Source organism: Bradyrhizobium sp. USDA 4486 (genome assembly GCF_054057995.1).
The window spans coordinates 666,900-680,852 of record NZ_JBSRZV010000001.1 but is presented as its reverse complement, the minus strand read 5'-3'; the positions used below and the strand labels follow the sequence as shown (position 1 = coordinate 680,852).

General features: G+C 62.4%; 13 protein-coding genes and 2 pseudogenes. 13 read left to right on the top strand and 2 right to left on the bottom strand.

The window, feature by feature from the left end:
• Nucleotides 1-114 precede the first annotated feature (114 nt).
• The 12 genes and pseudogenes from ACVWY3_RS03340 to ACVWY3_RS03285 all read left to right on the top strand — a co-directional run bounded on the left by ACVWY3_RS03340 (nucleotide 115) and on the right by ACVWY3_RS03285 (nucleotide 11,769).
• Nucleotides 115-1,320, top strand: coding sequence for an NAD(P)/FAD-dependent oxidoreductase (locus ACVWY3_RS03340; RefSeq protein ID WP_456837174.1), 1,206 nt, complete (start codon nucleotides 115-117; stop codon nucleotides 1,318-1,320).
• A gap of 100 nt (nucleotides 1,321-1,420) precedes the next feature.
• Nucleotides 1,421-2,374: an MBL fold metallo-hydrolase gene (locus tag ACVWY3_RS03335; protein WP_456837173.1), complete on the top strand. Its 954-nt coding sequence runs from the start codon at nucleotides 1,421-1,423 to the stop codon at nucleotides 2,372-2,374.
• A gap of 168 nt (nucleotides 2,375-2,542) precedes the next feature.
• A complete protein-coding gene (locus ACVWY3_RS03330) occupies nucleotides 2,543-3,343 on the top strand; it encodes an acetoacetate decarboxylase (protein ID WP_456837172.1) in 801 nt (266 codons plus the stop codon).
• 24 nt (nucleotides 3,344-3,367) lie between these two features.
• Entirely contained in the window at nucleotides 3,368-4,543 is a 1,176-nt protein-coding gene (locus tag ACVWY3_RS03325; RefSeq protein WP_456837171.1) for a patatin-like phospholipase family protein, read from the top strand.
• A 42-nt stretch (nucleotides 4,544-4,585) separates the two neighbouring features.
• Nucleotides 4,586-5,368: a 3-hydroxybutyrate dehydrogenase gene (locus ACVWY3_RS03320; protein ID WP_456837170.1), complete on the top strand. Its 783-nt coding sequence runs from the start codon at nucleotides 4,586-4,588 to the stop codon at nucleotides 5,366-5,368.
• Between the two features lie 39 nt (nucleotides 5,369-5,407).
• Complete coding sequence (locus tag ACVWY3_RS03315; RefSeq protein WP_456837169.1) at nucleotides 5,408-6,439, top strand: HlyD family secretion protein; 1,032 nt, start codon at nucleotides 5,408-5,410, stop codon at nucleotides 6,437-6,439.
• Nucleotides 6,436-8,082, top strand: coding sequence for an MFS transporter (locus ACVWY3_RS03310; protein WP_456837168.1), 1,647 nt, complete (start codon nucleotides 6,436-6,438; stop codon nucleotides 8,080-8,082). The genes ACVWY3_RS03315 and ACVWY3_RS03310 overlap by 4 nt, the downstream gene beginning before the upstream one ends.
• Before the next feature lie 209 nt (nucleotides 8,083-8,291).
• A complete protein-coding gene (locus ACVWY3_RS03305; protein ID WP_456837167.1) occupies nucleotides 8,292-8,921 on the top strand; it encodes an MEDS domain-containing protein in 630 nt (209 codons plus the stop codon).
• Nucleotides 8,922-8,926: 5 nt separating this feature from the next.
• A pseudogene (locus ACVWY3_RS03300) lies at nucleotides 8,927-9,892 on the top strand (GAF domain-containing protein); the annotation flags it as partial.
• Nucleotides 9,893-9,916: 24 nt separating this feature from the next.
• A pseudogene (locus tag ACVWY3_RS03295) lies at nucleotides 9,917-10,670 on the top strand (PAS domain-containing protein); the annotation flags it as partial.
• Nucleotides 10,643-11,257, top strand: a complete 615-nt coding sequence (locus ACVWY3_RS03290) for a sensor histidine kinase (RefSeq protein ID WP_456843279.1) — start codon at nucleotides 10,643-10,645, stop codon at nucleotides 11,255-11,257. The pseudogene ACVWY3_RS03295 and the gene ACVWY3_RS03290, both read left to right, overlap by 28 nt.
• Nucleotides 11,258-11,340: 83 nt before the next feature.
• A complete protein-coding gene (locus ACVWY3_RS03285; protein ID WP_456837166.1) occupies nucleotides 11,341-11,769 on the top strand; it encodes a response regulator in 429 nt (142 codons plus the stop codon).
• Between the two features lie 169 nt (nucleotides 11,770-11,938).
• On the opposite strand, the gene ACVWY3_RS03280 is transcribed toward ACVWY3_RS03285, so the two are convergent.
• Both ACVWY3_RS03280 and ACVWY3_RS03275 read right to left on the bottom strand, forming a co-directional pair.
• Entirely contained in the window at nucleotides 11,939-12,412 is a 474-nt protein-coding gene (locus ACVWY3_RS03280; RefSeq protein WP_456837165.1) for a hypothetical protein, read from the bottom strand.
• Nucleotides 12,381-12,881 (bottom strand): iron-containing alcohol dehydrogenase, encoded by a 501-nt coding sequence (locus ACVWY3_RS03275; protein ID WP_456837164.1) that lies wholly within the window; start codon nucleotides 12,879-12,881, stop codon nucleotides 12,381-12,383. The genes ACVWY3_RS03280 and ACVWY3_RS03275 overlap by 32 nt, the downstream gene beginning before the upstream one ends.
• Nucleotides 12,882-13,003: 122 nt before the next feature.
• Between ACVWY3_RS03275 and ACVWY3_RS03270 the strand changes: the two genes are divergently transcribed.
• Nucleotides 13,004-13,951: a LysR family transcriptional regulator gene (locus ACVWY3_RS03270; protein ID WP_456837163.1), complete on the top strand. Its 948-nt coding sequence runs from the start codon at nucleotides 13,004-13,006 to the stop codon at nucleotides 13,949-13,951.
• Nucleotides 13,952-13,953: the final 2 nt, after the last annotated feature.

Below are 13,953 nucleotides of genomic sequence, written 5' to 3'. Positions count from 1 at the left end.
CCGTCCATAAGGACCGAGACCTCTCATTCACCCCTTCGCGTCGTCATCGATCGCTGCACAAGCAGCGAGCGGCAGCGCGCGGACTATTGGAAGTCCAACCACAGGAGCCAACACATGCGACTAGTTATCATCGGCGCCGGCTTTGCCGGCATGTACGCCGCCCTCTCTGCCGCGCGCTTGCGCGATATCAAGGGCGTTTCGCCCGAAGAGCTCGAGATCGCACTCGTTGCGCCCGAGCCGATGCTGGTGGTTCGTCCGCGGCTCTATGAGCCGAAGCCCGAAACCATGACCGCGCCTCTGCTCGATGTCCTCAAAGCCATCGACGTCGTTTATGTGCAGGGCAGTGCCGAGACGGTGGACACCAGGTCTCGCATGGTGCAGATCGCAACCAACAAAGGCACGCGAAAGACCCTTTGCTACGATCGCCTGGTCGTAGCCACCGGCAGCCGGCTGTTCCGCCCCAAAATTCCCGGACTCGCCGAACACGGTTTCAGCGTCGACTCGCTCGATGATGCGGTTGCCCTCGATAAACATCTGCATAGCTTGCCGAAGCGGCCTGCGGTGAATGGTCGCGACACAGTCGTCGTTGCCGGCGGCGGCTTCACCGGAATCGAGGCTGCAACCGAAATGCCCACGCGACTGCGCGCGATCCTGGGCAACGGTGCAAAGCCGCGCGTCATCATCGTCGAACGCAATCCGTCGATCGCGCCCGACATGGGCGAAGGCCCCCGCCCCGTCATCGAGGAAGCCCTGCGAAAGGTCGGCGTGGAGACCCGGGTCGGCGTCGGCGTCAGCGCGCTGGACAAATCCGGCGTCACGCTTTCAAACGGCGATCACATCGAAGCGGAGACCGTGATCTGGGCGGCCGGCATTCGCGCCGCCCCACTGACGCAACAGATCCCCGCTGAACGCGACAGTTTCGGCCGGCTGCTGGTCGATCCCTGTTTGCGCGTGCCGGGTGTGCCCGACGTGTTCGCCACCGGCGATGCCGCTCGCGCCGCCTGCGACGACGAGGGCAACTATGCGCTGATGTCGTGCCAGCACGCCACGCGGATGGGCGCCTTCGCTGGCAACAACGCCGCGGCAGAACTGCTTGGCGTCCCGACCAAGCCCTACCACCAGAAGGCCTACGTCACCTGCCTCGACCTCGGGGAGGCTGGCGCACTGTTCACGCGCGGCTGGGAGCGCACGGTGGAGATGGTCGGCGATGTCGCCAAGAAGACCAAGCAGGAGATCAACGGCGTCTGGATCTATCCGCCCAAGCCCGAGCGCGCCGCCGCACTCGCCTCGGCCGATCCGGAGCAAGTCACCAAGCTGTAGGCGCCCGACGCAACACGGGCCGCGCCTCGGCGTGAAGCGCGGCCCATCCGGAATCCACCATCAAGATCGAACCTCAACGTCAAACAATGGAGTCTTGAAGATGAACCAGATGATCCGCAGCATCAAACAGAAGCCAATCAAGAACCTCGACAACACCTCCCCTCACGGCCGAACCGCGACCGACGAGCTGGTTCCCTCGCGCTATGCATTGCGAATCGGCGAAATCGAGGTGCTCGTGATCAGCGATGGGGTGCTCACGCCACCATCCGAGTCCATGGCTACCAATGCCGATCCGGCGGTCCGGGCGGCCTGGCTGGACAACATGTTCTTGTCGCGCGACGCGTTCGATTGGGCACTGAACGAGGTGGTGGTGCGCAGCGGCGGCCAAACCATACTCATCGACGCTGGGCTGGGAGAGGAATACCCGGACTTTCCGCGGGCGGGACAGTGGGGCCAGCGACTCGAGGCCGCCGGAATCGATCTTGGCTCGGTGACTGACGTGGTGCTGACCCACATGCACTTCGATCACGTTGGCGGACTGCTCGTCGACGGCGTCAAGAAGCGGCTGCGCCCGGACCTGCGGATCCACGTGGCCGCCGCCGAGGTCAAGTTCTGGGCATCCCCCGACTTCTCCCGCACGGCCATGCCGCCGGTGCTCGCAGATTTGGCTCGGCGGGCGTCCAAGCAATTCCTGGACGAATATCACCGCCAGCTACAGCTCTTCGAAGAGGAGTCCAAGATTGCGCCCGGAGTCGTCGTCCGTCGCACCGGTGGCCACACCCCAGGGCACAGCGTGGTTCGCCTGGCCTCCGGCGACGATCGGCTCATGTTCGCCGGCGACGCCATCTTCCCGGTCTCGTTCGACCACCCCGAATGGCACAACGGCTTTGAGCACGATCCTGAGGAGGCGACCCGCGTCCGGCTCGAACTCCTGCGGGAACTGGTGGCGACCGGTTCGTGGCTGGTGGGCACGCATATGCCGTTCCCGTCCATAGGCCGGGTCGCGGCGGCCGGCGAGCTCTTTCGTTGGGTCCCGGCCTGGTGGGACTACTGATAGCTGGATGGTCGGAGCCGAAGAGCGCGAGCTCACAGCGCAAAACGAATTCGCGCCTGCGGCACCGATCGGAAGCGGTCACCGATCCTCTAATAGATCACCAGCATTTGGTCGCGCCCCGCAAGGCGCGCGGCCCGTTCACATCACAGCACCAGCAGAGTCACTTCGATGAAACATGAGACCGTGCGCGCGAACGCGTTCGCCATGCCGCTGACGAACCCGGCCTTTCCGCCGGGCCCCTACCGGTTCGTCAACCGCGAATACTTCATCATTCAATACCGGACCGATCCCGAGGCGTTGCGCCGGATCGTGCCCGAACCGCTGGAGCTCACTGAGCCGGTGGTGAACTACGAATTCATCCGCATGCCCGATTCCACCGGCTTCGGCGATTACACCGAAAGCGGCCAGGTCGTCCCGGTGAGCTACAAGGGCCAGGCCGGCAGCTTCGTGCATCAGATGTTCCTGAACGATCATCCGCCGATTGCCGGCGGGCGCGAGCTATGGGGTTTTCCCAAGAAGCTGGCGCAGCCGAAGCTCATCGTTGAGATCGACACCCTGGTCGGCACCTTGAACTACGGCTCGGTGCGCATCGCGACTGGCACCATGGGCTACAAACATCGCGCTCTCGACGCCGCGACTGAAGCGCGAAAACTCGCCGCGCCCAATTTCCTGCTCAAGATCATCCCGCATGTCGACGGCACGGCGCGTATCTGCGAACTCGTGCGCTTCCACTGCGAGGATATCACGGTGAAGGGCGCGTGGACCGGACCTGCTGCGCTCGATCTCTACTCCCACGCGCTCGCCCCCGTCGCCGAATTGCCGGTGTTGCAGGTGCTCTCGGCCAAGCACGTGGTGGCTGACCTGACCCTCGGCCTCGGCACGGTGGTCCACGACTATCTGTCACCGGCTGCGGTCTCACGGCGACGCGGTACCGAGTCCGAAATCTTGATCGAAGGCAACGCCGGCTGAGCCGCAATGCAGGGAGTTTTGGCCATGTTGAACGTGATGCGCGAGCAAACCGGTTCTGAGCTGCAGCAAACAAGGTCGCTGCCATACGATGTCGTCGCCCTGGTGTTGCAAGGCGGCGGCGCGCTGGGCGCCTATCAGGCTGGAGTCTATGAGGGTCTGCACGAGGCCGGCATCCGGCCGAACTGGCTGGCCGGCATCTCGATCGGTGCACTCAACGCCGCCATCATCGCCGGCTCGCCCGAGGCCGAGCGCGTGGATCGGCTGCGCGAGTTCTGGGAGACCATCTGCGCCTTTTCGATCGAGTGGCCCGCCGGTGAGGGGCTGGCCAATGCCCTGCCCTTTGCTTTCGACATCCACTCGGTACGCAACGCGCTCGCGGCGATGCGGGCACTGGTACAGGGCCAGCCAGGCTTCTTCAAGCCGCGCTTCCCGTCGCCATTGTGGTCGCCATTCTCAGGTGATGCCGCGACCAGCTTCTACGACACTGCGCCGCTGCAGAAAACGCTGGAGCGGCTCGTCGACTTCGACCGTCTCAACACGGGGGAGGTCCGCGTTTCCGTCGGCGCGGTCAACGTTCGCACCGGCAACCTGACCTATTTCGACACCGCTGAGCGCCGGCTTGGTCCGAGGCATTTCATGGCTTCGGGCGCCCTGCCGCCGGGATTCCCCGCCGTTGAGATCGAAGGCGAGCACTACTGGGATGGCGGTGTAGTTTCGAACACACCCCTGTCCCGCGTGCTCTCCGGCGAACCCTGCGACACGCTGGCGTTCCAGATCGACCTCTGGTCGGCCAAGGGTCGCGTTCCCTACGACATGATGGAAGTGTCGAGCCGGCAGAAGGACATCCAGTATTCGAGCCGCACGCGCGCGGTCACCGATCAGATGCTGCGAATGCAAAAGATGCGTCAGGCGCTACAGCGGACCATCGACAAACTGCCGGAAGCCGCAAAGCAAGACCCGGAAATCCGCGCCATCGCGGATCTGGCGCGCCATCGCTCGCACAACATCATTCACCTGATCTATCAGACCAAGCCCCACGAGGGTCATTCCAGAGACTACGAGTTCGGACTGAGCGCGATGCGCGCCCACTGGCAGAGCGGACTGGAAGACATCCGCCGCACGCTGGCCGACGGCCGTCGCCTCGACCCGCCGCCACCCGAGCTTGGCATCGTCACCCATGACATTCACCGCCGCGACTGAGCTCTCGGCCAATTCATCTCCTGCTCATCGAAAGGAAATACCATGTTGAACGGCAAGGTAGCCATCGTTACCGGATCGACCAGCGGCATCGGACTTGGCATTGCGAAGGAACTCGCCAAGCTCGGCGCTGACATCGTGCTGAACGGTTTCGGCGACGCCGGCGAGATCGAGACTATTCGCAACGGCATCGCGCGGGAGCATGGCGTGCGCGTCATCTATGACGGCGCGGACATGTCGAAGGGCGAGGCGGTGTGTGGCCTCATCGACGCCACCATCGAGAAGTTTGGGCGGGTGGATATCCTCGTCAACAATGCCGGCATCCAGTTCACCGCGCCAGTCGATGAATTTCCGCCCGCCAAATGGCACGCCATCCTCGACATCAACCTGTCCGCGCCGTTCCACGGCATCGCGGCGGCCCTGCCGCAGATGAAGAAGCAGGGCTGGGGCCGGATCGTCAACATCGCCTCGGCACACGGCCTCGTCGCCTCGACCCACAAGGCAGCGTATGTCGCCGCGAAGCATGGCCTGGTCGGCCTCACCAAGGTGGTGGGCCTCGAGACGGCCGGGAGCGGAGTGACCTGCAACGCGGTCTGCCCCGGCTGGGTGCGAACGCCACTCGTCGAAAAGCAGATCAGCGACATGGCTGCGCAGCGAGGCATCAGCCAGCAGGAAGCGACCGAGGAGCTCCTCGCGGAGAAACAACCTTCGCTCCAATTCGCTTCTCCGGAGCAGCTTGGCGAAACCGTCGCTTTTCTCTGTTCGGCCGCAGCAGACCAGATCACCGGCACGGCGATCTCTGTCGATGGCGGCTGGACCGCACGGTAGCCGCGAGAACGGCAGAGCTGTCAACGGTAGGAGGACATCGTGGCGCATCCCAACAAGAAGAAGGTTATCGGCTTGTTGCTATGCCTCGGCTCGGTCGTGACCATGCTGGCCGGATGGACCTATGCCCATTCGGGCGAGACGTCGACGGACAACGCCTATATTCGTGGCGACGTCACCTCGCTCGCGCCGAAGGTTGCGGGCTACGTTACGGCAGTGGAGGTTCGGGACAACCAAGCCGTCCATAAGGGCGATGTCCTGTTCCGGATCGACGATCGGGATTACCGCGCGCGGCTGGCGCAAGCCGAGGCCAATGTCGAGGCCGCGCAGGCCCGCCTCGCCAACGTCGACGCGGAGATCCCGCTTCAGGATGCCCTGATCCGGCAGGCCGAGGCGCAGAAGCGTTCGAGTATGGCCGAGATGGCTCTGGCCACCAAAGCCTCCGATCGGCGTCGCGAACTGATTCGGACCAACGCCGTCAGCCAGGCCCAGGTTGACGAAAGCGATGCGGCGCTGTCGAAAGCTGAAGCGGCTGTCTCCGCAGCGGCCGCCACGGTGGAGGCGCAGAAGCAGCGCATCGCCGTCCTCGCCAGTCAGCGCGAGGCGGCGGTGGCCGCCGTGGCACAGGCGCGGGCCGCGCGCGACCTCGCCCAGATCGATCTCGACAATACCGTTGTGCATGCGCCAGTCGACGGCGTAATCGGCAACCGCCAGGTCCGTGTGGGCCGCCTTGTCGCGCCGGGCACTTCCCTCCTCGACATCGTACCGGTCAGCGATGTGTGGGTCGTGGCGAACTTCAAGGAGACCCAGATCGAACGGATCCGGCCCGGCCAGCGCGTCCGCATCATCGTCGATAGCTATTCGGACCAGCCTCTACAAGGTGTCGTGGACAGCTTTGCGCCCGGCAGCGGCTCCGCCTTCAGCATGCTGCCGACAGACAACGCAACCGGAAACTTCGTTCGCGTCGTTCAACGCGTGCCGGTGAAGATCCGCTTCGCAAGCAATCCGTTGCCCGGCCGGCTCGTGCCCGGCCTGTCCGCGCGCGTCGATGTCGACCACGGGAGCGGCTCATGATCAAGGTCGCGCGCACCATACCAAGCCGCGGACGATCCGCCGCAGGACCCCTTCTCGTCGCGGGCATTGTGCTCGCCACGTTAACGGATGCCATCGCGAGCACCGTGCTGTCGCTCGGGCGTGGATATATCATCGGAGACACCCACACCACTCCCGATGAGTTCGCCTGGCTCGATATCGGATACACAGCGCTGAAGCTGATTAGCTTCGTAGCCGCTCCCTGGCTGATGCAGCGTGTCGATGCGTGCCGCCTGGTCATCTGTTCAACCCTGGTCATGGGCGCGGCGTGCGGCATCACCGCCATTAGCGCCCGGCTGGACCTGCTGATCGCGCTGCGCATGGTGCAGGGCTTTTCTGGCGCCCTCCTGCTTGTCGCCGGCCAGGCGATCATTTTCCGCGCCTATCCGCGATCGCAACAGCCAATCCTTCAGGCGTTGTTTGCGATGGGATCGGTCGTGGCACCCGCGACCGCCGCTCCGGCACTGCAGGGCTGGTTGATCGACAGTCGGTCCTGGACATGGATTTTCTTCAGCGTCGTTCCGCTGGCGCTGGCGGCTGCCGGCCTGCTCTTGATCGCCGGCAACCCGCGGTCCGCTGAGCCCGTCCGCCGTCCGCTTGACTGGATCGGCCTCTCATTGGTCTCGATCGCACTCTTCTGCCTGACCTATGTCCTCAATCAGGGCAGTCGCTGGAACTGGTTCGAGGCGCCCGGAATCCTCTGGCTCACAGTGACCGGAGCGGGCGCGTTTCTGGCATTTCTCGGCCAGCAATTAATGGCTGGCGGTCGCGGCCTGATCGACTTCACCCCATTTCAATCGGAAGATTTTTCCTTCGCGTTCATTGTCAGTTTTGTTGCCGGCGCCGCATTGTTCGGCAGCGCGTTCCTGATTCCCTCCTTTGCCGTCTCAGTGCTTGCATTCAGGCCCACCGACGCCGGCCTGTTGTTGTTGCCAAGCGGTGCGTTCTTCGTTGGCACGCTCCTCGTCGCCGTCTTCCTGATGCAGGTTCGCCGCGTGCCTCCGGTCGCCACGGTGCCCCTTGGTATTCTGACGATCATGGTGGCGATGTGGATGTTGTCCGGCTCGACCAGCGAAAGCGGCGCGCACGACATGATGGCTGCGGTCCTCTTGCGGGGGCTCGGCCTCGGCTTCCTGTTTCTGTCGATCACCCTGATTGCCTTCAGCAACCTCAACCAAGGCAACCGCGCGTCCGGCATAGGCTTCTTCAATACCGGTCGGCAACTCGGCGGCCTGATCGGCGTGGCCGTCCTCCAGACTCTGATCGAGCACAACGTCGCGGGCAACGTCACGGTGCTGGGGGCCAGTCTGACCGCCGGGGCTCCTGCGGTCGGCGAGCGGCTGAGAATGACGGCAGCAATGCTCGCCGCGGAAGGGATGGATACGCTGGCCAGCCGGGCCTCGACGTCCCTGATGGACGGCGTCCTCATTCGCCAATCCACCGTGATTGCTTTCGATACCGCCTTCAACGCAGTCGCCCTGCTGTTTGTCATTGCGGCGCCGGCTCTCGTTGCCGTCAAGATCGGCCTTTCCCGACACTCGAAACGGAGTGCAGCAGCACGGACCGAGACGATCAAAGCCGCGGATTTACCATGTCGCAGCCATGGCTTGGTTGAGGCGGGTTGACGAAGGCAAGATAGGTCGCGGCATCGGCGCTCGGGCCGAAAGGCGGCGCCGACCTCGTTCCGATGGACCCGCCGAAAACGGACCCTTTCGAGAGTCGAGCTGCTGGCTGTTCCCGCCCTGCGCCCTGCCCCCGACATCGCATGCACCGATCCGGAGGATGGAACCCTTAGCGAGCCCTTGCGTTTGCGAGTCGACCAAAGGAGGGGAATATGAGGGACGCCGACGGTCGGGCCATCAGGATTGGGCAATCGGAGTTCCGCTGCCCCTGTCACGCCTGCGCTTTCTTCCACAGTCGGGACGAAGAATACGAGCTGCTGCTGCCGTTCTCGAAGGCCGGTGCTGAGGCAGGCGAGCGCTTGTTCCAAGTCGTCGACAAGGCACATCTCGAGGAGCGACGAAGAAGGTTGGTGGAGGTCGGCATCGACGTCGCGGAGGCGGAGAGCAACCGACAGCTCGAGATTCGGCCGTGGGAGAACGCCTACCTGCGAGGAGACCGCTTCGATCAATACGCCATGCTGGATTTGATCCAGGAGGTCCTCACCGACGGACGCTCCAATGGGTTTCCGATGACCCGTCTGTGGGCGAACATGGAATGGGCGCTGGACGATTTGCCGGGCGTCCATGACATCGTGGAATATGAAACGCGGCTCAACCACTTTCTTCCAAAATACAATGACGTGGTCGTCTGCACCTACGACCTGAGCAAGTTCAGCGCACCCGTCGTTATAGACATTATGCGCACGCACCCCCAGGTCATTGTTGGCGGCGTTTTGCAGGAGAATCCCTTCTATGTTCCACCCGACGAATTTCTTGCCGAATTGAACCGTCGGCCTCACTGACTGCAATGGTTGCGACGCGGGCACTGCTTGAGAGTTCTGACGACCGGGGATCAGACACAGAGCTGCGGCACTGCATCCGTGATCTGGTCGCATTGTCGAGCTTGCCCGCGCTTTGGATCAAAGCCGATGCAGGCCAAATCGCCGACAGCCTTGCTCAACTCACGGTGAGCATCCTCGACGTGGAGTTCGCATGCGTATTCGTGCGCGATTTCGAAGCCGTGCATTGCCACGAGAGATCGCACGTAGTGCCGATTGACCTCGCACGGGTTCGCGAGACTTATCGGCCGAACTCGAATTTTGAGATCGACGACGGGAATAACGGTCAGCTGCGGGCAACGTGTGTGCCCATCGGCAGGCACCCGGGGGCCGGACTCATCGCATTGTGTAGCAGGTCCAGTTTTCCAACGGTGACCGAGCAGACATTGCTGCGGGTGGCGGCAAATCAGGCTGCTATTGCAATCGAAAGATGGAGTTTGGAAGCGCAGCGTGCAGAACAGGCACGCGCGCTGGAACGGTTGCATCAGACCGAAAAGGCATTGTACGCGCTGACCGACCGCCTCTTCCGCGCCGAGACGAGCACTGATCTTTACCAAGCGAGTCAGGATGCGATTATCCGCATCCTCGGATGTGATCGCGCATCGATCCTCCTGTTCGACGATTGCGGTGTGATGCGGTTTGTCGCCTGGCGCGCGCTGTCAGGCGAATATCGCATGGCTGTCGACGGCCACTCGCCTTGGAAGCCGGGCGACAAGGTCGCCGACCCGATATGCCTTGATGACATCGAGGCGGCTGCGGACCTTTCCGAAGAGCTAAAGGCAGTGATCAGAGCCGAGGGGATCGCCGCGCTGGCGTTCATTCCGGTTTTTGCAGGCGGGAAGATCGTCGGGAAATTCATGGCGTACTACGATGCGCCGCACGCTTTCACCACCCGGGAACTCGATGCCGGCGTCACCATTGCCCGACAACTCGGCTTTGGCCTCGAACGGCTACACGGTGAAGAGGCCATGCGGCGGCTCGCCTCAATCGTGGAGACGTCGGATGATGCTATCATCAGCAAGAATTTGGACGGCGTCATCGAAACCTGGAACAGCGGCGCCGAGCGCATCTTCGGGTACAGGGCTGAAGAGGTCGTGGGCAAGCCGGTCACGATTCTAATGCCGCCGGAGCAGCAAAACGAGGAGCCCGGAATTCTCGCCCGCTTGCGCCGCGGCGAACGGATTGATCATTACCAGACTGTGCGCCGCCGCAAGGACGGTGCTCTCATCGACATCTCTCTCTCCGTCTCGCCGTTGATGAACAGGGCCGGCAGGGTCATCGCAGCTTCAAAAATCGCGCGCGATATAACCCTACAAAAGCGCGCCGAGTCCGCCCTGCAAGAAAGCGAACAGCGCCTGCGAGACCTGCTTGCGGCGATACCCGCGGCCATCTACACGACGGATGCCGACGGCAAGATTACCTACTACAATGAGGCCGCAGTTGAGTTTTCGGGACGGCGTCCGACCCTCGGTAGCGACCGATGGTGCGTAACCTGGAAGCTATATTGGCCTGACGGCACGCCATTGCCACATGATCAATGTCCCATGGCCATTACCCTCAAAGAGGGACGTGCGATCAGGGGCAAGGAAGCAGTTGCCGAACGCCCGGATGGAACTCGCATTCCTTTCATTCCCTTTCCGACGCCGATCCGGGATTCCACCGGCAAGGTCATCGGGGGGATCAACATGCTGGTGGACGTCAGCGAACGTAAGCAGGCGGAGACGCAACAACGTGTGCTGGTCCGTGAACTGAATCACCGCGTCAAGAACAACATGCAGATGCTGCAATCATTGCTTCGTATGTCGACGCGGCAGACAAGAGATGAGGGGGCCAGAAAGGTTCTGGAGGATGCGACCAACCGGATCGCCGCGATGGCGGCAGCGCAACAGATGCTCTACGGCGCGAGCGCGGTGAACAGGTTCAGTGCGACCGAATTTCTCGATGCCGTGTGTCAAGCCGCTCAGCAGGCATTTCCGCCAAATCTCAAAATCGTTCGCGAGGTCGCCAGCGGCGACCTTGACAATGACGATGCTATGCCGCTCGCTTTGATCCTGAACGAATTGCTGACCAATGCCGCCAAGTACGGGTGCCATGGCCGCGAAGGTCAGATCCGCGTCGGCTTGGCTAATGGCGACGGTTTTGAGCTCTACGTGGAAGACGATGGTCCGGGCTTCGATTTGCAGTCGGTCAGCGACCGCTCGTCCGGATTGAAGCTCGTTCAGTTGCTTGCGCGCCAACTGCGCGGCCATCTTGAAGTCGTCGCGAAGCCCGCCAGCCGTTGCACAATTCGATTCCAATAGGTCTATTCTTAGTGAACAAAGAAATCGTCAGCGCTCCAACCAGGGGAATTCCGTCGGGCCCGCCGCATGGGCCGCGAGAGCCGGTGCTTGCGCCTGACGACCGGCTCGTATCGGAGACGCCGTCGAACAACAATGACCGCATCCTTATCGTTGAAGACGATTTGCTCGTTGCAAGCGAGATGGAGGCGACCCTATGCGATGCCGGTTTTGAAATCGTCGGTATCGCTACAACTGGCCAAGAAGCGTTGCGACTGGCGCAGGCGGAAGGTCCTATCTTAGCGGTCATGGATATTCGAATTGCCGGCGACCGCGACGGCATCGATACGGCCCTCGAATTGTTCCGTTCGCTGGGTCTCCGCTGCATTTTCGCGAGCGCGCATTCCGATCACGAGTCCCGTTTGCGAGCTCAGCCCGCCGCACCGCTTGGATGGCTGCAAAAGCCGTACACCATGACGTCTCTCACGGAAATGGTCCGTGCAGCAGCGCGCGAACTGCGCGCTCCCCCCGGTTGATCTCCAGCAATTTGCTGCGGCGGATGTCGTCCTGTTTTGGACAAAGAGCGAGATGTTGCGTTGCCGGCCAGCTTCATGGGTACACGGCCTCGCCTAGCGTATCCCAAATGATTCCCTAGCCGAGCATAAGAAACGCCGTTGATTCTTCCACCCTCGACGTTGCACCCGATCAGGAATAATCAACACGTCCCATGAGCGCGTCCTCGAGCAAAGCCAAGACACCCTCGTAAGTCACTGGCCTCGGATTGTGGTACGGCAGCTCCATGACGAGCAACGCTGCACGCACAAGATCAGCGCGTTTCATGCCAAGCTCCTCTAGAGACATTGGCGCGCCCAATCTTTGCATCAGTGCGAGTATTGCACTGACCGCGTTCGGCGTATTCATGGCGCGCTCGATCCGCTCCATCGCATCCGGAGCGGCGGCAGCGTTGTAGGCCAGCACATGCGACAGAAGGACGGTATGGGTCTGCGCGTGTGGCAAATTCCAGGTGCCGCCGAGCACGTGGCAAAGCTTGTGATGCAGCGCCATATTGGACATTCCCAGCACCGCACCGCAAAGCCAAGCGCCGTACAGGCAATCGCTGCGGCTATTGAGATCTCGAGGATCTTCGCTAAAGCGCCTCGGCCGCGTGGGCGATCGCATTGAATCCGCTCGGGATCGACATCTTCAGCGGCAGATCTAGTGTGAGACACGGATCGTAGATCACGGTCTTGGGTAAAACCCGCACGTCTCTCCCGGTCCTCTTCAGTCCCCCTTCCGTCAATCCGTAGATGGAAGTCATCTCGGAACCCGCATAAGTGGTCGGCACTGTCAGGATCGGGAGAGTGGACTGAAGCGCGATTACCTTGGCGAGCCCGATTGTCGAACCGCCGCCGGCCGCGATCACGCAATCTGCACCAAGCCGCCCAGCCTCCTTGATTGCCGTGCGCGCGATCTCGATCGGCACGTGCATCACCGCATGCGGATGGATGCCGACACTGCGCTCGCCCAGACGCATCGAAAGATCGCTCGCGATCCTCGCTTGCTGGGATGTCGATAATACAAGTGCGCGACTCGCGCCGAGCCGCTCGACTTCACTCGGCAGGTAATCGATGCCGCCGGCTCCAAACACGATGCGTCCCGGAGAGGCTTCGAAGGTGAAAGACCTCATACGAGTATCCATTTCTTTTGGCCCCTTCCGCAAGTCGCGCTAGCGTAGTGTGGGAGGCGCGGCTAAGCTATCGTTGGGCAGATATGAAGACTATTCCGGCAAAGCACACTGAGGATCTCGACCTGCACGCGCTTCGGGTCCTCGACGTGCTGTTCCGCGAGCGCAGCATCACGCGTGCCGCCGATGCGCTCCATACTCAGCAGCCTGCCCTGAGCAAGACGCTGGCGCGCTTGCGCGTCTATTTCAACGACCCCGTGTTTGTCCGCGTCGCGCTGCACATGGAGCCAACCGCGAAAGCGCTCGAACTGGAGAAGCCGGTGCGGGCACTGCTTGACGGCTTCCAGCGCCTGCGCAGCGAGCAGAGCCGGTTCGACGCGTCGCAGTCGACACGGGAGTTTCGCGTGTTCACACTCGATGCCGGCGTCATTGTGCTGCTGCCGCCCGTCATCAAGACCCTGCTCGGCTCAGCGCCCAATGTGCGATTGCGGGCGGCCCAGGTCGGACTGCAGAACCTGCACACCTCGCTCGAGTCCGGCGAGATCGATCTCGCGATTGGCGAATTCCCGCTGCTTATCCCTGGCATCAAGCGGCAGAAATTGTTCTCTGGCCAGCACATGTGCATTTTCCAAAAGGATCATCCGCGGCTCCGCCGATTGCCGTCGGTCGCCGACTTCCTCGAAGAACAGCACATCTTCATCACCGCGGTCGGTACCGGTCATCCGCACCAGGTGGCCGAACGATCGCTGGAGAGCCAGCTACCGGCGAGGAACATCATCGCGCATGTGCCGAGCTTCACCACCGCCGCGATCCTGGCCAAGAGCACCAATGCGGTCGCGACGATGCCGGGGCCGGTTGCGACCGTGCTTGCGCGCGAGCTCGACATGCGGCTTGCGAAGCCACCGGTCAAGCTGCCCGAGTTCGAGATTGCGCAATATTGGCATGAACGATTCGACCGCGATCCCGGCAATCAATGGCTGCGTTCGATCATCAACGCCGAATTCGGTGGCAAGCCGCCCGAACGAAAGCGCTAGTT